At 44.5% G+C, this 20,148-nt stretch carries 20 protein-coding genes; 5 read left to right on the top strand and 15 right to left on the bottom strand.

Annotation, left to right across the window (positions count from 1 at the left end; all coding sequences use genetic code 11):
- The first annotated feature begins 32 nt into the window (after positions 1 to 32).
- The 3 genes from BMX56_RS01000 to BMX56_RS00990 all read left to right on the top strand — a co-directional run bounded on the left by BMX56_RS01000 (position 33) and on the right by BMX56_RS00990 (position 2,648).
- Positions 33 to 740 (top strand): peptidylprolyl isomerase, encoded by a 708-nt coding sequence (locus BMX56_RS01000; protein WP_090638590.1) that lies wholly within the window; start codon positions 33 to 35, stop codon positions 738 to 740.
- 142 nt (positions 741 to 882) lie between these two features.
- The gene (locus BMX56_RS00995) at positions 883 to 1,650 is read left to right on the top strand and encodes an exodeoxyribonuclease III (RefSeq protein WP_090638585.1); all 768 of its coding nucleotides are present in this window, start codon (positions 883 to 885) and stop codon (positions 1,648 to 1,650) included.
- A gap of 248 nt (positions 1,651 to 1,898) precedes the next feature.
- Complete coding sequence (locus BMX56_RS00990) at positions 1,899 to 2,648, top strand: UDP-2,3-diacylglucosamine diphosphatase (RefSeq protein WP_090638581.1); 750 nt, start codon at positions 1,899 to 1,901, stop codon at positions 2,646 to 2,648.
- A gap of 562 nt (positions 2,649 to 3,210) precedes the next feature.
- Here BMX56_RS00990 and BMX56_RS00985 read toward each other — a convergent pair.
- Genes BMX56_RS00985 through BMX56_RS00975 form a run of 3 tightly spaced genes read right to left on the bottom strand, consistent with a single transcriptional unit; the run spans position 3,211 to position 6,393 of the window.
- Positions 3,211 to 3,693, bottom strand: coding sequence for a gliding motility lipoprotein GldH (locus BMX56_RS00985; RefSeq protein WP_090638577.1), 483 nt, complete (start codon positions 3,691 to 3,693; stop codon positions 3,211 to 3,213).
- A gap of 1 nt (position 3,694) precedes the next feature.
- On the bottom strand, positions 3,695 to 5,245 hold the full coding sequence (ricT, locus tag BMX56_RS00980) for a regulatory iron-sulfur-containing complex subunit RicT (protein WP_090638572.1): 1,551 nt from the start codon (positions 5,243 to 5,245) through the stop codon (positions 3,695 to 3,697).
- Between the two features lie 2 nt (positions 5,246 to 5,247).
- Complete coding sequence (locus BMX56_RS00975; protein WP_090638566.1) at positions 5,248 to 6,393, bottom strand: DNA polymerase III subunit; 1,146 nt, start codon at positions 6,391 to 6,393, stop codon at positions 5,248 to 5,250.
- A gap of 197 nt (positions 6,394 to 6,590) precedes the next feature.
- On the opposite strand from BMX56_RS00975, the gene ruvX reads away from it, so the two are divergent.
- The gene (gene ruvX, locus BMX56_RS00970) at positions 6,591 to 7,001 is read left to right on the top strand and encodes a Holliday junction resolvase RuvX (protein WP_090638562.1); all 411 of its coding nucleotides are present in this window, start codon (positions 6,591 to 6,593) and stop codon (positions 6,999 to 7,001) included.
- Positions 7,002 to 7,079: 78 nt separating this feature from the next.
- Here the strand turns inward: ruvX and BMX56_RS00965 are convergent, their stop codons facing one another.
- From BMX56_RS00965 to BMX56_RS00945, 5 genes are all read right to left on the bottom strand, one after another.
- Positions 7,080 to 7,967 carry a PfkB family carbohydrate kinase gene (locus BMX56_RS00965; RefSeq protein WP_090638557.1) on the bottom strand — a complete coding sequence of 296 codons (888 nt, stop codon included), beginning with the start codon at positions 7,965 to 7,967 and terminating at the stop codon, positions 7,080 to 7,082.
- Positions 7,968 to 8,256: 289 nt separating this feature from the next.
- Entirely contained in the window at positions 8,257 to 9,345 is a 1,089-nt protein-coding gene (locus tag BMX56_RS00960) for a PAS domain-containing sensor histidine kinase (protein ID WP_090638552.1), read from the bottom strand.
- Between the two features lie 403 nt (positions 9,346 to 9,748).
- The gene (locus BMX56_RS00955; RefSeq protein ID WP_090638548.1) at positions 9,749 to 10,252 is read right to left on the bottom strand and encodes a hypothetical protein; all 504 of its coding nucleotides are present in this window, start codon (positions 10,250 to 10,252) and stop codon (positions 9,749 to 9,751) included.
- Positions 10,249 to 10,830 (bottom strand): RNA polymerase sigma factor, encoded by a 582-nt coding sequence (locus BMX56_RS00950; RefSeq protein WP_090638544.1) that lies wholly within the window; start codon positions 10,828 to 10,830, stop codon positions 10,249 to 10,251. Before BMX56_RS00950 ends, BMX56_RS00955 begins: the two co-directional genes overlap by 4 nt.
- Positions 10,831 to 11,032: 202 nt before the next feature.
- Positions 11,033 to 11,761 carry a zinc metallopeptidase gene (locus tag BMX56_RS00945; protein WP_090638537.1) on the bottom strand — a complete coding sequence of 243 codons (729 nt, stop codon included), beginning with the start codon at positions 11,759 to 11,761 and terminating at the stop codon, positions 11,033 to 11,035.
- 253 nt (positions 11,762 to 12,014) lie between these two features.
- Here BMX56_RS00945 and BMX56_RS00940 point away from each other — a divergent pair, with 253 nt between their 5' ends.
- Positions 12,015 to 13,148, top strand: coding sequence for an NAD(P)/FAD-dependent oxidoreductase (locus BMX56_RS00940; protein WP_090638529.1), 1,134 nt, complete (start codon positions 12,015 to 12,017; stop codon positions 13,146 to 13,148).
- Between the two features lie 80 nt (positions 13,149 to 13,228).
- Here the strand turns inward: BMX56_RS00940 and BMX56_RS00935 are convergent, their stop codons facing one another.
- The 7 genes from BMX56_RS00935 to BMX56_RS00905 form a co-directional block, all read right to left on the bottom strand.
- A complete protein-coding gene (locus BMX56_RS00935) occupies positions 13,229 to 14,095 on the bottom strand; it encodes a KPN_02809 family neutral zinc metallopeptidase (protein WP_090638524.1) in 867 nt (288 codons plus the stop codon).
- Between the two features lie 205 nt (positions 14,096 to 14,300).
- Positions 14,301 to 14,987 (bottom strand): SIMPL domain-containing protein, encoded by a 687-nt coding sequence (locus BMX56_RS00930; protein WP_090638520.1) that lies wholly within the window; start codon positions 14,985 to 14,987, stop codon positions 14,301 to 14,303.
- 205 nt (positions 14,988 to 15,192) lie between these two features.
- Positions 15,193 to 15,756, bottom strand: coding sequence for an elongation factor P (efp, locus tag BMX56_RS00925; RefSeq protein ID WP_090638517.1), 564 nt, complete (start codon positions 15,754 to 15,756; stop codon positions 15,193 to 15,195).
- Between the two features lie 212 nt (positions 15,757 to 15,968).
- Positions 15,969 to 17,012: an NAD(P)-dependent alcohol dehydrogenase gene (locus tag BMX56_RS00920; RefSeq protein ID WP_090638514.1), complete on the bottom strand. Its 1,044-nt coding sequence runs from the start codon at positions 17,010 to 17,012 to the stop codon at positions 15,969 to 15,971.
- Positions 17,013 to 17,208: 196 nt separating this feature from the next.
- On the bottom strand, positions 17,209 to 17,829 hold the full coding sequence (locus BMX56_RS00915; RefSeq protein ID WP_090638511.1) for an ABC transporter ATP-binding protein: 621 nt from the start codon (positions 17,827 to 17,829) through the stop codon (positions 17,209 to 17,211).
- Positions 17,830 to 17,944: 115 nt separating this feature from the next.
- Positions 17,945 to 18,730: an acyl-ACP--UDP-N-acetylglucosamine O-acyltransferase gene (gene lpxA / locus BMX56_RS00910; protein ID WP_090638506.1), complete on the bottom strand. Its 786-nt coding sequence runs from the start codon at positions 18,728 to 18,730 to the stop codon at positions 17,945 to 17,947.
- The gene (locus tag BMX56_RS00905; RefSeq protein ID WP_090641564.1) at positions 18,727 to 20,133 is read right to left on the bottom strand and encodes a bifunctional UDP-3-O-[3-hydroxymyristoyl] N-acetylglucosamine deacetylase/3-hydroxyacyl-ACP dehydratase; all 1,407 of its coding nucleotides are present in this window, start codon (positions 20,131 to 20,133) and stop codon (positions 18,727 to 18,729) included. The genes lpxA and BMX56_RS00905 overlap by 4 nt, the downstream gene beginning before the upstream one ends.
- Positions 20,134 to 20,148 lie beyond the last annotated feature (15 nt).

The raw sequence follows: 20,148 nt of genomic DNA, 5'->3' as shown, positions 1-20,148 counted from the left end.
TTAAATTCGGAAAACTCTGATTCAGACGACATATGAAAAAACTCCTTACCCTAACCTTACTGTTATTTATAACTGCCATTGCCTTTGCAAAGCCTCCCAAAAACCAGTACGTGCGTATCAGCACTACTTACGGGAGCGTAATTATCCGGCTGTATAACGAGACCCCTTTGCACCGTGATAATTTTATCAAATTGGCAAAAAAGGGTTTTTACAATGGTGTATTGTTTCACCGGGTGATCCAGAATTTTATGATCCAGGGGGGCGACCCGGATTCTAAAAACCCGGCCAAAGCCAAACCCGGTGCCGAATTGGGCAATGGCGATGTGGGCTACACCATCCCTGCCGAATTCAGGGATAGCTTGTTTCACAAACGCGGGGTACTGGCTGCCGCCCGCGATGATAACCCCCAAAAGGCATCAAGCGGGTGCCAGTTTTATATTGTGGAGGGCAAACGCCTTAGCGATGCCAAAATGGATTCGCTGGAAAACGGACGGCTAAAAGGTCATAAAATACCTGCCTGGCAACGCGAATATTATAAAACAGTTGGCGGTACAGCCCAACTTGATCATAGTTACACCGTTTACGGCGAGGTTGTGACCGGCTTTGATATGGTTGACCATATTGCCGCAGTAAAAAAAGACGACAGGGACCGGCCGCTTACCGATATCCCGATGAAGGTAGACGTACTAAGTAAAAAAGAGTGTAAGCAACTGGATAAGCTGCTGAGCCAGGGTTCTTGATTTCGGATGTGGGATGTTCGATTTCGGATTTTTATTTTTTGAATTATCATTAGATGTGAACGATTGATGAAATAAAAAATCTAAAATTGTACGCTTTACTAATCTTAATTTTAAATCCGAAATCGAACATCCCAAATCCGACATGAAAATAATCACTTATAACGTTAATGGTATCCGGTCGGCAATAAGCAAAAACTGGCTGGCCTGGCTACAGGCTACTGATGCCGATGTAGTTTGCCTGCAGGAAATTAAGGCTACGCCTGATGTACTTACCGACCTGGGGCTGGTTGACCAGATGGGCTATCAGCACTACTGGTTCCCGGCCGAAAAAAAAGGGTACAGTGGTACCGCTATATTTACTAAACAACTGCCCAAGCATGTTGAATACGGCTGTGGCATCCCCGATTTTGACCGCGAGGGGCGCTGTATCCGCGTTGATTTTGACGAGGTATCGGTCATGAGCGCTTACTTCCCATCCGGCTCAAGCGGCGATGAACGCCAGGTTTTTAAATACCGTTTCCTGGATGAATTTGGCCGGTATTTAACCCTCTTAAAATCAGAGATCCCTAACCTGGTGGTTTGCGGCGATTATAACATTTGCCATCGCCCTATTGATATCCACAATCCAAAATCAAATGCCAACTCATCCGGCTTTTTGCCCGAAGAGCGCGAATGGATGGAAAAATTTATCGAAGGTGGTTTTATAGATACCTTCCGCCATGTAAATAAAGAGCCCCATAACTATACCTGGTGGAGTTTCAGGGCTGGCGCGCGCGGCAAAAACTTAGGCTGGCGCATTGATTACGCCATGGCCAGTACAGAACTGGAAGCCAATATCAAACGGGCCGCCATTTTACCCGAAGCCAAACATTCCGATCATTGCCCGGTATTGTTGGAGCTGGAGTTTTAGGATCTGTGCTTTCATCCTTTTGTTAAGTTGTAAAGTCCGCTGATCCGGAATGGGGAATATGCTTCGTTCATCATAATTACAGGCTTATGAGCGACAGATTTTCAACGCTATGTTTTTGAGCAATTTATGCCATTTTCCTCTTCAAATTGCCGCGACACTTTAGTATCTGAGCTTCCTCTGTATTGTTCTTTAACATGGTATGCTTCCCCATTTTTTCCTTTCGCCCAATAACCGTATTTTTGCCGCCTATGCCATCCCGTAACAAACTTTATTTTGCTTCCGATTTCCATCTGGGCGCCGGGGCTCTTGGCAGCAGCCGCGCTCGCGAAGACAGGATAATACGCTGGCTGGATAGTATTAAAGCCGATGCGGCCGAACTTTTTTTAATGGGCGATGTGTTTGACTTTTGGTTTGAATACAAAACCGTTGTCCCTAAAGGATATATCCGTTTTTTGGGCAAACTGGCCGAACTTACCGATGCCGGAGTAAAGCTTTACCTGTTTAAAGGCAACCACGATATGTGGATGTTTGATTATTTTGAAAAAGAGCTTGGTGCAACTATCATCAGCGATGAATTGAAAATAGAGCGTGGCGGCAAAAAATTCTTCCTGCATCATGGCGATGGACTTGGGCCTGGCGATAGGTTTTATAAGCTGCTAAAAAACTTTTTCCGCAGCGGGTTTTGCCAGTGGCTGTTTGCCCGCTTGCACCCCAATTTTGGCGTTGGCATAGCCAATTATTGGTCAACTAAAAGCCGTATCAGCAACGACAAAAAGGATAGTAAGCCCGGTGAGCAGGAATGGCTGGTTGTATTTTGTCGTGAAGAATTGAAAACAAACTTTTACGATTATCTTATTTTTGGCCACCGCCATAAACCCTTAGATATACAGATAACACCCGACAGCCGCTACATTAACCTTGGCGAGTGGGTTAACTACAATACGTACGCTGTATTTGACGGATTGGAGCTTAAGCTGGAGTATTTTGAGAAGCTGTGATGGAGAACCGATGATTAAACTGTCAAATCCTGAGTGGTAAAATCCGCAGATTCTGAAGAGGAAATGACATTCAAAATTAAAGACTTTCATGCTGAGTGGGAATATCCCGGATTCTGAAGGCGGGATGACACTCAAAAATACAAGACTGTCATCCTGAGGAACGAAGGATCTACTCGCGAACTTTGTTGGCGGTTATGCATGGCGTACAATATATCCTTCGCTATCGCTGCCATTGACACATTTGTAACATGCTGATTATCAACTGTAAAAAATGTCATTTGCAATGCGATCATTTGTGCGCAAATAAAACTTACTCAGGATGACAGAAAAATTGGATATGTCGTAAGTAGGAACGAAGTATCTATTCGCGGACTTTTCTATCGGTCTGCACAACTGGTAGATCCTTCGTACCTAAGAATGACAGGAAAATTGGATATGTAATGGCACAAGGCATATGCTCGCAAACCTTGCAAGCTGTCATACATAGCGTAGAATAGATTTTGAACGTAACCGACCGGTTGTGCAGCCTGTCCGTTGCAGACCTTGCAGGTAAATGAAGCAATTACTTCACCTTCTCCACCCGTATCCCAACATCGCTCACCTCATGCAGGGGGTTATCGCGCATGTTTTGCTCAATCTCAAAATGGTATGTGCCCTTAACCGGGAATTTGAACCCGCTTTGAAAAGGTACCTGGTAGCTATATAAATTACCCGATCCTTTGCCCAGCCACTGGCCATCTTTACTGGCCAGCTTCAACTCGTAACGGGTGGTTTTGATGTAGCCGTTTGGATTTTTTTGATGGATAAGTACAAACAGGTTGGAGTATTTGTAGGCATCGGTTACCCGCAGGTTAAAGTACAGGTTGTAGGCCGCTTTTTCGTCATCGATCTTACAATCAAACTTAGCCCGGTTTACGTACGACCAGTTATGATCGGCAATTTGTGTGTTGGTGTCAACAATTGCGCCGGGATCGGTACAACTACCCAACAGCATGGTGATTAGTACACATGTTGCCGGGTAAAGTATTTTGATAAACCGTTTCATTTTATTGGGGCGTATTATCCTGTGGCGGGTTATTGTTATTCCGGTTTTGATTATTAGGGCGGTTTGGCCTGTGGCGCCTGTTGTTGCCGCCACCTTCGGGCCTGCTGCCGCCTTCCTGCGGCGGGCGGTTACCTTGTTGCTGTGGCTTTGGGCCTTGCTGCGGACCGTGTTGCTGCTGTGGCCTGGGGCCTTGTTGCGGGCCATGCTGTTGTTGGGGTTTTTGCCCCTGTTGCTGTGGTGTACGGTTGCCCTGGCTTTGAGGCGGTTTGTTGCCTTGCTGCGGAGGCCGGTTTCCCTTTGGCGGGCGGTTACCTTCAGGAGCACCCGCTGGGCGCTCGGCTACCGGCGTTGCGCCTTGCGGGCGGGGCGGGTTTGCAGGCCTGCCATCGGCACCACCAGGTTTTTGCTGCTGGTTACGGTTTTTACTGTTGTTGTTTTTCTTTTGGTTTTTAGCGCGGTTACGGTCGTCTAAACGGGTAAGGCTGTCTTGTCCAACTACGTTTTCGTAGTCAAGGGCTTTTATTACCTCAGTTTCTTCCATCTCCAGCTCGCCCAGGTCGGCAGGTATAATACCTTCACGGTTTTGCTGCTGAATTTCTTTCACCTTGGCTATGGGCATCGGTATCCACGCTTCCTCGCGCGGGTAGCTAAACCACATGATCTTTTTAAATATGTCGGTTTTTTGCAAACGGGCATCGCCTTTTTCGGTTTTAAGCACGTTTACATTATCGGGGATGTGCTTTAGCGCATCTATATAGGTATCCAGCTCGTAATTTAAACAGCATTTAAGCTTACCGCACTGGCCTGCCAGTTTCAGGGTATTTAACGACAGGTTTTGGTAACGGGCTGCCGAGGTTGATACTGTTTTAAAATCGGTTAACCAGGTTGAGCAGCAAAGTTCGCGGCCGCAGGAGCCAATACCGCCTAAACGGCTTGCTTCCTGGCGCATGCCTATCTGGCGCATCTCGATACGGATGCGAAAGGTTTCGGCCATTTTCTTGATCAGCTCCCTGAAATCAACACGACCTTCGGCAGTGTAATAAAAAGTAGCTTTGGTTTTATCGCCCTGGTAATCCACGTCGCTCAGCTTCATGTTCAGGTTTAAATCAAGGGCCAGCTTGCGCGATTTGTGCATGGTTTCCCACTCCAGGTCCTTGGCCATTTTCCATTTATCCACATCCGCAACGGTAGCACGGCGATAGATTTTTTTAACCACATCGGCCTCTTTTACATGGCGCTTGGTCATTTGCATGCGCACCAGTTCGCCGGTGATAGATACGTGGCCAATATCATAGCCGCCGGTGGTAGCTTCCACGGCAACTAAATCACCTGCTTCCAGGTAAATATTATCGTTATTGAGGTAAAATTCCTTGCGCGAACCTTTAAATTTTACTTCGATAATAGGAAAAGGTTTATAATTTGTTGGCATATCCATGTGGGATAGCCAATCGTAAACATCTAATTTGCTGCAACCGTTGGTAAGGCATGAGCCATTACTTTTGCAGCCCGCAGGTGAGCATCCGCCCCCTGTTGAGCAACTTCCACATCCCATAATTAACTTGGTATATATTGACTCCCCGAGGGGATGGTTTTTAAATTTAATATTTTTATAATCTGTAAAGATACATCTAAAAATAAAATTTTAGGGTTTGCATTTCTCTCTACGTGGTAGTGTGCTTTTTCAAGCTCGGTACTTATATATTGAGCCTTGTTTATATCAAGGACGTTGGTCATTTTTTGGGCGGTTTCCAGCTCTTTTGCAGGCAGGTGCACCAGGTTGCCGGCACCGGCCATCAGCAGGCAGCACTCGCGGATAAAGCTGATGCCATAGCGTAAAAAATTCTTCTGATTTTCACGCCCCATCTTGGCAAAGCTATCTACAAAAGTTAAAACCTCCAACCCTTTGTTGCTGAAACACAGGCGCAGCCATTGTACAAAAAGTTCATGATAGCTCTTGGTATCCTGTTGCAGCATGGTAAGCGCCTCGGTTAAATTACCATTGGTTAGGTAGGCAATTTCGCCGGCGGCATCTTCGGTTTGGTGGTGCTGGGCTATAAGGTACTCCTTTACTTCTGCCGAATGCAGGCAGGGTATTTTGATGAGCTGCGTGCGGCTCAGGATGGTATTCAATATCTGGTCCTGGTTTTGGGCCACCAATATAAACAGCGTATTGGGCTGCGGCTCTTCGATGATTTTAAGCAAGGCGTTGCCCTCTTTATCCAGATATTCGGGCAGCCAAAGAATCAGGATCTTATAGGCCGACTCAAAGGGTTTAAAACTGAGTTTTTTAATAATCTGGTGGCACTCGGCTATATTAATATTAGCCTGTTTGTTTTCGGCATCCAGGTAGCCGCGCCAGGCATCCAGGTTTAAATAGGGGTTAGCACCAAAAGCCTCGCGCCACTGCTCAATAAACGTAAGGGCAGTATCGTCTTTATGTTTAGCGAAGAATGGATACGAAAAATGGAGGTCGGGGTGCATCAGTTTATTGTACTTGCGGCATGACGAGCATATGCCGCAGGAATCATCGGGCTGCTTATCTTCACAACTCAGGTACTGGGCATAGGCCACGGCAAGCGCCAGGCTGCCCGAACCTTCGGGACCTAAAAACAATTGTGCATGACTTACCCGGTTCTCTGCCACCGAGTTAAGCAACCTTTGCTTTGTTGCCGCTTGTCCAACTATTTCCTTAAACTGCATTTGGTGCAAAATAGTAAATAGATTTGAGATGTGAGATGTGAGATTTTGAGACAGGTTCGTTTTTTGACAATGTGAGGGCAGAGTCAAGAATCAAGAGTCAGGAATCAAGACCGAATGAACCCCAATATTTCACAATAACCCATATATTTACACCCAATGCATATCTCATATCTCACATCTCATATCTCACATCTATAATGAGAGTAATGGCTTTCGATTATGGTACCAAGCGCATTGGTATAGCGGTTACTGATCCTTTGCAGATTATAGCCACCGGGCTGGATACCGTGCACCCGATGTATATTGTTGATTACCTGAAAACGTATTTAAAAACCGAGCAGGTGGAGCGTTTTATTGTGGGTGAGCCCAAGCAGATGGATAATACACCATCGCAGTCGGCCATACATGTTAAAGGTTTTGTGGGGTTGCTTAAAAAAACTTTCCCCGACATCCCTATCGAAATGCTGGATGAACGTTTTACCTCCAAAATGGCATCGGCTACCATCGCCCAAAGCGGTATGAATAAAAAAGGCCGCCAAAATAAGGAGCTGGTAGATACCATATCGGCCGTAATATTATTACAAAGCTGGATGTCAAAGGCTTATTAGAAACAGTATCAAGTAGTAAGTATTTAGTATCAAGGCTGCTGCACCTTTTTTGGCAAACATAGTGTTACAGACACATTGTTAGTAAGCGTAAGTTTTTTCGCCACGGGCAATCAGGCTTAAAACATCATCCTCGGTGCCAGTAAACGGACCGGATGATTCAATTTTAAAACTTGCCATTGCTGCGGCAAACTCACCGGCTTGTTGAAAAGATGCGCCTTTTATGCGCTGGTATAGGTAACCGGCCATATAGGTATCGCCACAACCGGTTGCATCTACAACGGCAGATGGTTTGTAGGCAGGGATATTGTAAAAAACGCCACCTGTGTAAATTACAGATCCCATACTGCCCAGGGTAAGTACAACTTCTTTAACACCCCAGTCGGCCAAAATGCGGGCACCTTCGTGAATGTCTTTACTCCCGGTAAGCACTTCAGTCTCGTGTTCGTTGGCTTTCAGTATATCGATGTATTGCAAGGCTTCGCGCTTATCGGCCCAATCTATCGGCACAACGTTTTTATCTTCAACCTTACGCAGGTAGCCCTGCACATCCAGCGATACTTTGCCGCGACTATTTAGTTCCTTAATCAGCTCAACCGGCATGTCATCGGCAAGTAGCGGACCTAAATGGAAAATTTGAGCATCAATTTCCTGTAATTGCTCAACAGTAAAAGGATTGGCTTTTTGCAATACACGCTGGGTACGGTGGTCTTGGTTTTCGGAGTATATATTTTCAAAATAAACAGAGAGGCCGCAGGCGCAGGCATTTACGTTAATACCCTTGGCGCGCAGTTTTTCAACAACAACCATTTCGCTTTCGGCAAGTGTTGTTACCAAGGTGTAGCTAACATCCATATTGCGGATGGCATTTGAAAAGTAAAAAGAAGTGCCACCGGCCATGTGGGCAGTTACACGCGGTGTTACCACCTTATCCAACGTTATATGCCCAACGCAACAAATATCGTACATGCTGTTAATTTATTATTGTCAATACCCCACCAGTCAGGATCGAGCCGCAAAGGTATGTAATATCAATGTTTAATTAATGTAAGGTTTTCATTACCCTTGGATATAAAGCCTGTAATTGCCCATTTGTTTGTGTGCTATGAATGGTTTTGACAGAAATAACTACATTATATTAGTCAGGTAATGACGGATAGTCGTTAGTCAGAGGTCTAAGTCAAAATGAATTCAACTTTTGACTCAAGACTTAGAACTTTCGACTTAATACCGCATCAGCGGTTCCCAACTGGCCATGTTAATCTTTAAACGATATGATAAAGGTAGCCCCTTCGTTAGGTTTGCTTTCGATGGTAATTTGTCCGCCAAGGCTGGTAATATGGTTATAAACCAAATATAGCCCTATACCCTTGCTATCATGATGGTGATGAAACGTTTGGTGAAATCCAAATATTTTATCCTTAACGCGATCCATGTCGAATCCTAAACCATTATCGGCAAATATTATTTGCTTTAAGCCCTTATAAATTCTAAAGCTGATATCGATAACCGGGACAACTTCAGGGCGCGCGTATTTAATGGAATTGGTAATCAGGTTTAAAAAAACACTTTCGAGGTAAGCCTTGTTGAAATTGATAGTACAATCGCCGGCAATGCTATAGTTGATGGTAACGCCCGAATCTTGTATCAACGAACTAACCGAACGCAGAACGGTATTTAACGAGTTGTTAACATTGATTTTCTCCAGGTGAACATTCAGGCTGTCTTTCTGGCTCAAAACGTCTACATAATTATTAAGCGTCTCTTTCAGGCTTTCTGAAGCCGATCTGAGCATGCCAATAAGCTCAATGGTCTCTGCATCCTGTATTTTTGAAATATCAATAAAATTAAAAACGGATAACAGGTTACTTACCGGTGACCGGAGATCATGCGATGTAGTGTAGGTAAGCTGTTTAAGGTCATCGTTTATTTGAGTCAGGCTGGTTATCAAATTGTTGCGTTCAGCCTCCTGCCTTTTTTTTTCGGTAATGTTTTTGGCTATAGCAAAAACAAGTTGTTCGCGGTCAACAGGCATCGACGTCCAGGCGAGCCAGACAACCTCTCCGCTTTTGGTTATGTAGCGGTTTTCGAAATTCAAAAGTGGGATGTCATGCCTGATGTTATCGCGCTTTTTTTCAGTTATAGTTTGATCGTCAGGATGAACAAAAAAGTTTATAGGTCTTGACAAAAGCTCCTCATTGGTATACCCCAATGTTTTTGAAACCGCCGCATTAATTCTTTTAAAGTAGCCATCATAACCGGCAATGCAGAAAAGATCAGCCGACAATTCGAAAAACCGTTCGAAATTAAAATCGGCCCCGGTATTTATCTCAAAACGATTTATCATGTAGTATACAATTGGCATAGCTGTCAAGGGGGGCAGCTATTATTGTGTTTTGGTTATACGGTAAGGAGAATGAAATAGTTTGTTTTGGAATATGAAGAATTTTCAGTTGGTTTTCAGGCTGATATTTCAAGATTGAGAAATCTCTTAAAAAAATAAAAGCCGCCCAGACCTTGCGTCGGGCGACTTTCAACCTAAACCTTATCACAATTAAACCGGTAAGGATTACCAGTTCATATATACCTGTACAATTACTATACCAAAAATTAAAACTTCGTAAATTTTTTTAGCAAGTTGGCATTATATGCCTATACGAGTTAAAAATGGTGGTTAAAAAATAAATATCAATTAAAAAAAAGCCGGTATTAGTTAATTGTAAACTTTTGCGTACTACATGGTAAACACTTTAGGCCTGTTTTGTCGTTTTTTTTCTACGCAAATAACTGTCTGATAAAAATAAGGCCAATACAACGTCAAACATGATAAACCATTTAAATACCGGGCTGGTAAAAATATTGGCGGCATTTGGCAGTTTTATAGCAGCCGGCAGTTTAACTTTAACATCAAAAGCCGAAAGCTGCGAATGAGTGTTGGCAAAAGCGAACACCAGCAAAGCCAATATGGTAAAAATAAAGAAAACAGCTATGCCCATAATAATACGTTTATCAATAGCCGCTTTAAGTGGCTGTCGCGCGTTTTCGGTACGGATGGTTTCCATCACGTTATACGTAAATGCCATTGATGGTTCGTCAAGCTCCATGGCTGCAAATTCCAGGTTTAGCTGCATCAGTTCCTGGTATTTTTTGTTATAGGCCTCATCCTGCTCAATAAGGCGGGCAATGGCATCCTGCCCGGCCGGCGTGCAGTTGCCGTCAATGTAGTTCCAGAGTTCTTCTTCTATGGTATTCATATCAGTTCTTTAACCTCATGTTTTAAATTACGCTCCAGCTTATCTTTCAAACGCTGGCGCGCCCTGAATAGTTTTACCTTAACCGTATTGGCCTCCATCCCCAAAGTTTGGGCAATTTCTTCCAGTGATTGCTCGCCTTTATAAAACAAGGTTATAATGGTAGCATCATCGGGCAGTAACTGCGCTATGGCCTGATTAAGGTAAAACGATCTCGATTTATTCTCTACGTTGTATACATCATAAGCCGACTCGTTGTTTTCAACCTGTATAAAGGTAGCTTCGTCATCTATCGAATCGGTTGCTACTCTTTTCTTTCGTAAAAATGTCATAGCTGTATTATACACAATAGTGTACAGCCATGTACTGAATTTTGATTGCCCGCCGTATGTTGCCAGCGCGCGGTACGCCTTTATAAAACAGTCCTGCGCAATCTCTTCAGCATCCTCGCGGTTTTTTGAAAAACGCAAAGCAAGTGTAAAAACAAACCGCTGGTGCCGCTTCACCAGGTCGGCATATGCCGATTGGTTACCCGCCAGTGTTTGTTCAATAAGATCGATATCTGAAAGCTTGCTTTGCATGTGTTACAACCTCTCTGACAACAAGACTTTTACTTAGGTTACAGTAAGGTAGGAAAAAATGTGCAGATTCCAGATGTGCAGATTTCAGATTCGCTAAAAAGGGCGCCAAGCAAAAGGCCCTCCATGTATGGAAGGCCTCTTTTGCTTTCATCATCTGCATATCTGAAATCTGCATATCTGCACATCAAGGCCCTTCGGGCCTTTAATTCCGCCTGTTAAACAAAAACGAAGCGTAATAAAGCAATGTTGCCAGCGAGCTAAGCGCGGCTACAACGTAGGTCATGGCCGCCCACCAAAGGGCGTCTTTAGCCTGTTCATGCTCCTCTGTAGTTTGTACAATACTATAGTTATTGTTAAGCCAGGCCAGTGCGCGGCGGCTGGCATCAAACTCTACCGGCAGGGTTATAAAGCTAAAAAAAGTAACCAATGCCAGTGCGGCCACACCTATGGCCAATACAAATGGATTGTGCGAAAAAATGAGCAGCATTACACCAATAAGCAGTGTCCATTGTGTTAGCGTTGATGCAATGTTAATAACCGGTACCATAGCCGACCGGAAACTAAGCCACGCATAAGCCTGGGCATGTTGTACCGCGTGGCCACACTCGTGGGCGGCAACGGCAGCCGCGGCAACGCTGCGGCTGTAAAAAACATCCTGGCTCAGGTTAACGGTTTTGGTTTCGGGGTTATAATGATCGGTAAGCTGGCCTTCAACGCATATTACCTGTACATCAAATATGCCGTGGGCGCGCAGCATTTTAACCGCTACCTCCTGGCCCGACAGGCCGGATAGCAGGCCCACTTCTGAGTAGTGTTTAAATTTACTCTTAAAACGCCATTGTACAATAAAGCTAACAATGGCAACCAGGATCATCAGGAACCAGGCAGAGTTATATCCAATATAGGCTGTTATAAACGATAAGTGATTCATTTGTTAAGTCAAAATTAAAAAGTCAAAATTCAAAAATGATTGGCATGCGGTAGGCCGCTTAAGCTTAGTGTGTATACGTACTTTCACATGCATTTATAACTTATCACATTCAAAAACCATTCCGTACCAAATACGCATGTTAAAAAGTAATGCCTACAGAGATAGGTTTTGATTTTTGAATTTTTCACAATGTGTTTATTTTATTTATGGTGTTCAAGAGTGCTGCGCAATTTTTACTTTTGAATTAAAAAAAATGTATTCCTACTGGGAGCGAACTTCTTTTATTGATAACGCCGATATAATTATTATCGGCAGCGGCCTCGTGGGCTTAAGTGCAGCCCTGCATTTAAAAAAGCAGCAGCCATTGCTTAAAGTACTGGTGCTTGAGCGGGGCTTTTTACCAAGCGGAGCCAGTACTAAAAACGCTGGCTTTGCCTGTTTTGGTACAGTTAGCGAACAAATTGAGGTAATAAACCGCTCGTCAGAAGCAGAAGCTATGCATTTGGTTGATTATAAGTGGCGCGGCCTGCAGCGCCTGCGGCAAAACCTTGGCGATAAGAATATCGACTACCATCAACACGGCGGGCACGAGCTGTTTATGGTTGATGAACCCCAGGCCGCAAACATAGCTTTGGATAAGGTTGATCATCTCAATAAATTATTGCAGCCAATTATCGGAACAACTGACATTTATGCAGTTGCGAATGAAAAAATTGCAGATTTTGGCTTCAATAATGTGGCCAACATAATTTATAACCACTTTGAAGGCCAGATTGACACCGGTAAAATGATGCGGACTTTATTGTATAAAGTGTTTGAACTGGGGGTGTTGGTTTTAAATAATGTACAGGTATCGGCAATTGAGCACGAGGCCACCTGCGTTAGGCTGCAAACTACACAGGGTAACTTTAAAGCAGGTAAGGTAGTACTGGCAACCAATGCATTTGCCGGCCAGCTGTACCCGGAATTGGATGTGGTGCCCGGCAGGGGCCAGGTATTGGTAACAAAACCTATAGATGGTTTAAAACTGAAGGGCACCTATCATTTTAATGAAGGGTACTATTATTTCAGGAACATTGATAACCGTGTGCTGTTTGGCGGCGGCCGCAACCTGAATTATAAGGCCGAAGAAACCTGGGAGTTTGGGCATACAGATGAGGTTAAGGAAAAACTCTTTTCCTATTTGGCCGAAGTTATCCTCCCCGATCAAAAAACCGAGGTTGATTACTGGTGGAGCGGCATCATGGGCTTCGGCGAACAACTAAGCCCGATAGTGAAAGCTATACAGCCCAATGTTTTTTGCGCGGTACGCTGTAACGGCATGGGCGTAGCCATGGGAAGTCTGGTTGGCGAAGAGGTAGCCGAACTGGTATTTCGCGATATTTAACAATAGTAAATGCAAATCCAATTACATTGGGAGCGGCACACCAATGACGCGCAGCAAATGACCACGCAGCGAATGACTAACTAATTAGCCAGAAAAGCGTACCTGTCATCGGCAAACGTGTTGCCTTGTTTTACATCGCCGGTTTCATAGCCTTTTTTAAACCAGTATACGCGTTGCGCGCTGGTACCGTGGGTAAAGCTGTCTGGTTCCACATGTCCCTGGCTTTGTTTTTGCAAACGGTCGTCGCCAATGGCGTTAGCGGCGTTCAGGGCATCTTCTATATCTTTTTCGTTAATTACTTTGTTGATGCTTTGCTCATAATGGGCCCAAACACCCGCATAAAAATCGGCCTGCAGCTCCAGCTTTACCGACAGTTTATTGTATTCGCGTTCGCTCATCCGGCTGCGGGCCTGGTCCATTTTTGCACTTACACCCAGCAGGTTTTGCACATGGTGCCCCACTTCGTGCGCTATCACGTAGGCATTGGCAAAGTCGCCACCGGCGCCAAAACGCGTTTTAAGTTCATCGTAAAAACTTAAATCGATATATACTTTGGCATCGCCGGGGCAGTAAAACGGCCCTGTTGCCGAGCTGGCGTTACCGCAGGCCGATTGCACATAATCGGTAAATAAAACCAGTTTAGGATCCTGGTACTGCCGGCCCATATCGTTAAATAGTTTGCCCCAAATGTCCTCGGTATCCTTAAGTACTACACGCACAAATTTTTTGCCGTTATCTTCCGGTGCATTGGGATTTTGCTGGTCGGTTTGCTGTTGCTGGTCGCCGCCGCTCTGGTTAAGCAGCTGCGATGGGTTAATCCCGGTAAACATATAAATTACGGCCCCAATAAGGCCCAGTATTCCGCCGCCAATTGCTATACCACGGCCGCCGCCGCTGCCACGCTGATCTTCTACATTATCGCTTTCGCCCCTGCCAAACCATTGCATAATTTTGTGATTTTTTTAGGGGTAACATTTTATTGCGGGATAATGTTTGCGTGCGTTGTATTTACAACAAACCATTAATCTTCTGACCCCATCCCTTTAATGGCTTCATTTTCGTGAAACCAGTTTCAAAATAAAAGGCCATCCTTAAAACTTAGGACGACCTTTTTATTTGTTCAAAAAACCCCCTTTCAGGGGCACCGGGGGCTTACTTTATCTCAAACACCGCATTTATCTGCAGGCTGATCTTGATCTTTTTAAAGTCGATGTCGGATTGGGGGGCATCGGCAACGGCAGCTTTATACATCATAGTGTTGTATTGGCGTGGCTGAGGGAAACTGCTGTTATCGGTTTCGATAATATTGAGCACGTCGCCTAGTTTGTTGCCGAGTCCGCTGAGTAAAAAGGAAGCCTTATCCCGGGCGGAGAGCAGGGCTTTAAGCTTCAGCTCGTTTTTCAGCTCGTTTATTTTTGAATAATCGTAGCTATCGATGTTGGTTGATTGAATTCCTTTGGGATCTATTTTAGATACAATCTGGTTAAACTTGTTCAGGTCTTTTATCCGCAGTCCATATTGTTTGCCGGCTAAAAAATCTGGCTGTCTCTTTTTTTGGACGGCGTTATTCCAGGCCGAAACATTGTTGACGGTAAAATCGGCCGCCGGTATGCCCGCATCCTTAACCGCTTTTTCAAGCTGATCCTCAAGGTCCGAGATCTGGATGTGTTTTTTACCATCCATATATTCCTGCAGCGATATCGTAACGTTGATAATATCGGGGGTAACTTCCTGTTCGGCCAGGCCGGTAACTTCAATTTTTCGGCGCAAATCAACAGCCTGCGCAAAGGCTCCGTAAGTAAATGTTAGCAGGGTAGCAATGATGAATAGCTTCTTCATGGTGTAATGTGTATATGGTTATTTTTGTTTGTATGACTGTAATGACGGGCAAATAGTTTAATATGTAACAGCCCGGGCTATTTAAATGTTAGCACGCCCGGTTAAAAAACAACAAAGCCCGGTCTTTCGATACGGGCTTTGTTGTTAAAAATATATTTTATAATAAGATACAAAATAGAAAGATCCCATTCATGGGACGGGTGGGCTACGCTTTCACGCGCTCCACATACGTTCCGGTAGCGGTATCAACTTTTACCTTATCGCCAATGTTAATGAAAAGAGGCACACGAATCTCGGCACCGGTTTCTACCGTGGCATTCTTTTGGGCACCACTCGAGGTATCACCTTTAACGGCAGGCTCGGTATAGGTAATTTCTAACTCGGCCGATCCCGGGATTGAACCCATGATTGGCTCATCGCTTTCAAAGGCAACAATAACGTTCATTCCCTCTTTTAAGAACTTAACCGCCGGGCCAAATAAAGCTTTTGGCACGTTATGCTGATCGTAAGTGGCGTTATCCATTACTACTAATGAATCGCCATCCTCATATAAATATTGATAATCGTTGGTTTCAACACGGGCTATATCAACCTCCTCGTCGGTGCGGAAACGGTATTCAACTAATTTTCCGGATTTTACGTTACGCATACGGGCCTGGTAAAATGCACGCAAGTTACCTGGTGTACGGTGTAAAAATTCCTCTACCTGCACTAACTCGCCATTAAAGCGAAGCACATTTCCATTTTTAACATCTGATGCTTTGGCCATAAAATAATATTGAGGCGCAAAATTAGAAATTTGATTTGAGATGTGGAAAAGTAGATTTGAGATATTAGACGTGAGATTTGAGATTTTTGGAGCATGCGAAAAATTTAGGCACTTTTTGGACGAAGGTCCCACCTTGCAATCCTAAAAAATGAGATTTGAAATAACTGCCAAACCCGCAGCTGTCTCAAATCTCACATCTAATAGCTCAAATCTTACAACGTAGCTATATCAATCACGAAACGATACCTCACATCACCCTTTTCCATGCGGGCGTACGCAGTATCAATATCTTTGATGTCTATCATTTCAATATCTGAAACAATTCCGTGTTCGGCACAAAAATCAAGCATTTCCTGAGTTTCGGCAATTCCGCCAATGCCCGATCCGGCAAGGCTTTTACGGCCACCCAACAGGCTAAACGCCTGCACACTGGCAGGCTCTGGTGGTACACCTACGCAAATATGTACGCCATTGGTGCGCAGCAACGACAGGTACATGTTAAAATCATGCGGTGCCGATACGGTATCCAAAATAAAATCAAAAGAGTTTTTAGCAGCTTCAATTTGTTTTGGGTCGCTGGTTACCACAAAATGATGCGCGCCTAATGCTTTTGCATCAGCCTCTTTGCCTGGTGATGTGCTCAATACGGTAACTTCGGCGCCAAAGGCAACACCAAATTTAACGCCCATATGGCCCAATCCGCCCAAACCTAAAACAGCCAGTTTATGGCCTTTACCAACTTTCCAATGCCTTAACGGCGAGTAAGTAGTTATGCCGGCGCACAGTAGCGGCGCTGTGGCGGCAAGGTCAAGTTTGTCAGAAATATGCAGTACAAAATCTTCGTTAACCACAATACTGTTGGAGTAACCGCCGTACGTTGGTGTTTTATGGTCCTGCTCCAGACCGTTATATGTTTGCGAGCTGCCGTTTAAGCAGTATTGCTCCAAATCCTGTTTACAGTTTTCGCAAACCCGGCATGAGTCAACCATGCAACCTGTTCCGGCTAAATCGCCAACTTTGAATTTTTTTACATGGTCGCCAACTTTGACAACCCTGCCAACAATTTCATGACCTGGTACCATCGGGAAAATACCCGGGAACCAATCGTTCTTAATCTGGTGCAGGTCGCTGTGGCAAACACCGCAAAATAAAATATCAAATTGCACATCATGAGGCCCAACCTCCCGGCGCTCAAAATCCCATGGGGCAAGATTGGTAGTTGGCGATTGCGCCGCGTATCCTTTAACTGGTATCATAAGTAGTTGTTATTTTTGATTACCTAAAGGTACGGGAATAGAATTGAGATGTTTGATATGAGATTTGAGATTTTGCCGCGGAAGAACCGAATTATGACAATAATGTGTCGAGACAAAAATCGATGTATTCCTAAGAGAGATTTTCGACAAGAACGATTCCGACTCTTTCTAAAATCTCATATCAAACATCTCAAATCTAATTTTTATAATCCGATATACTCAGCCTATGCTTGCAAAAGCCATACTCGTGCTCCTGGTTGGAGCAAATGATGGTGAGCCGGCCAGTTGCAAAACGCTCAACCAGGCTTAAATACCAGTCAACGCCCTGGGCATCCAGATTTGATGTGGGTTCATCAAGCATCAGCATGGGCGTATCGGAGCAAAAGGCAAGGATCAGTTTAAGGCGTTGTTTCATGCCCGATGAAAAGTAACGAATAAGCTTATGCTCACTTTTTGGCAGATTCAATAATTCGATCAGCTGCTTTTTATCAAGCCCGTTTTTGTAGTTTTTAAATTTGAAATGAAAATCGACCATTTCACTCAGCGTAAACTCCTCAATAACCTCCAAATATGGTGCGGCCAGGCTCAGGTAGTTAAACACCTGCGAAATCTCGATAGGTTTATCCTGGAAAGTATAATTTATTGTGCCGATGGACGGCGACAGGCTCCCGTTTAAAACCTGTAGCAAGGTAGATTTACCCGACCCATTAGGACCAAGAATAGCGTATGATTCGCCGGGAGTGAACGTATGATCAACCCCCCTGAAAATCCAGTCGCGGTTAAAGCGGCGGCCGATGTTGTTGAGGGTGATGGTCATTTGGAAGATTTAGTCCATAGACCATAGTCGATGGTCGATGGTCGATAGTTGAATTATGATATGTAAAAAAAGAAAAAAAGAACCATGGACTATCGACTATAGACCATGGACTTTCTTAAGAATTCCCAAACCCCTTCATGATACCTCTTTGCGAGTTTTGAAGGAAGTTGATAATCTCGTCGCGTTCAACACTTGGGGTAAACTCTGCTTCAATGATGTCAAGGGCTTTGCTTACGTTATATTTTTTAAGGAACAGGATACGGTAAATCTCCTGGATTTCGGCTATGGTAGCAGCCGAAAATCCCCTGCGGCGTAAGCCAACGGAGTTAATACCCACATAAGATAATGGCTCGCGGCCTGCCTTGGTGAACGGGGGTACATCCTTACGTACCAACGATCCGCCCGAGATCATGCTATGTGCGCCAATTTCTACAAACTGGTGTACGGCCGATGACCCGCCGATGAAAGCATAATCGTACACATTAATGTGGCCTGCCAACTGTACTGCGTTGGCAATAATTACGTTATCGCCAATAACACAATCATGCGCTACGTGTACATAAGCCATCAGCAGGCAATTGCTGCCTATGGTGGTGGTATTTTTATCTAAAGCGGTACCACGATTAAGGGTTACGCATTCGCGGATAGTGGTATTATCACCAATAGATACCGTACTTTGCTCGCCCTTGTACTTTAAATCCTGTGGCGGTGCAGAGACTACGGCACCGGGAAAAATACGGCAGTTTTTGCCTATCCGGGCTCCATCCATGATTACGGAGTTGGAACCGATCCAGGTACCCTCGCCAATTTCAACATCCTTGTGGATGGTAACAAAGGGTTCAATCACCACGTTATCGGCAATTTTTGCCTGTGGGTGTATATATGCTAAAGGCTGGATCATGCTTCGTTTCCTTTTACTTTTACAATTTGTGCCATTAACTCGGCCTCAACAACAACCCGGTTACCTACCATACCAACACCCTTCATGGTTGCAATACCACGGCGGATTGGCGCCAGCAGATCGCAAATGTAAATAATGGTGTCGCCCGGCACTACTTTACTTTTAAAGCGCGCGTTCTCGATCTTTAAAAACAGGGTCAGGTAATTTTCCGGGTCGGGTACGGTGTTTAACACCAATATACCGCCCGTTTGTACCATACCTTCAATTTGCAATACGCCTGGAAATATTGGTGCGCCCGGGAAGTGACCTTTAAAAAACTCCTCGTTAATGGTTACGTTTTTAGCCCCTACCACATGGTTTTTGGTCAGTTCCAATATTTTATCAATCATTAAAAAAGGCTGCCTATGCGGCAACAAGCCCATAATCTCAACGGTATCATACACCGGTTTAGCATTGGCATCGTAAACTTTAACCTGTTTACGGCTTTTTTCTTTTTTAATCAGGGTCTTAATTTTTTTAGCAAAGGCTACGTTAGCAGCATGACCGGGGCGGGCAGCCATAATATGGCCTTTAAGCGGCACGCCAACCAAGGCCAAATCACCAATCATATCCAGCAGTTTGTGCCTTGCAGGTTCGTTTTGGTGGCGTAGTTCGGCATTGTTTAAAATACCTTGCGGGGCTACGCTGATATCTTTACGGTTAAACAGCTTGGCCAGGTGGGCAAGTTCTTCTTCGTCAACTTCTTTATCAACAACCACGATAGCGTTGTTTAAATCGCCGCCTTTTATCAGGTCATGCTTTAACAGCATTTCAAGCTCATGCAAAAAGCAAAAGGTGCGGCACGATGCAATTTCTTTTTTAAACTCGGTAATGCTCGAGATACTGGCATGCTGGCTACCCAATACCTGTGAGTTGTAATCAACCATACAGGTAAAGCGGTAATCGTCTAAAGGCATGGCAACCATTTCTACCTTACGATCAGGCTCGGAGTAATGGATATTGTAAGGTATGTGGTAATATTCGCGGTCTGCTTCCTGCTCGGTAAAACCTGTTTCGGTTATTATGTCGACAAACTGGATAGAACTGCCATCCATTATAGGCGTTTCCGGGCCATCCATATCAATCAGCACATTATCTATCTCCATACCTACCAAAGCAGCCAATACGTGCTCGACAGTATTCACGGTAGCCCCATTTTGAGAAATGGTAGTGCCACGCGATGTGTCAGTTACATTATCAACGTCGGCATCAATTATTGGCGAGCCTGGTATATCAATCCTCCTGAATTTATAGCCGTGGTTCTCTGGTGCCGGGTTAAAGGTCATGGTTACCCTTTGACCGGTATGCAGGCCGGTACCCGAAACCGATACAGGTGATTTAATGGTTCTTTGTTTTACATTCATATTATTGGTCATTGG

Source organism: Mucilaginibacter sp. OK283 (genome assembly GCF_900110415.1).
Lineage (GTDB): Bacteria > Bacteroidota > Bacteroidia > Sphingobacteriales > Sphingobacteriaceae > Mucilaginibacter.
The sequence above is the reverse complement of the archived record's forward strand: the minus strand, read 5'-3'. Positions and strand labels throughout refer to the sequence as shown.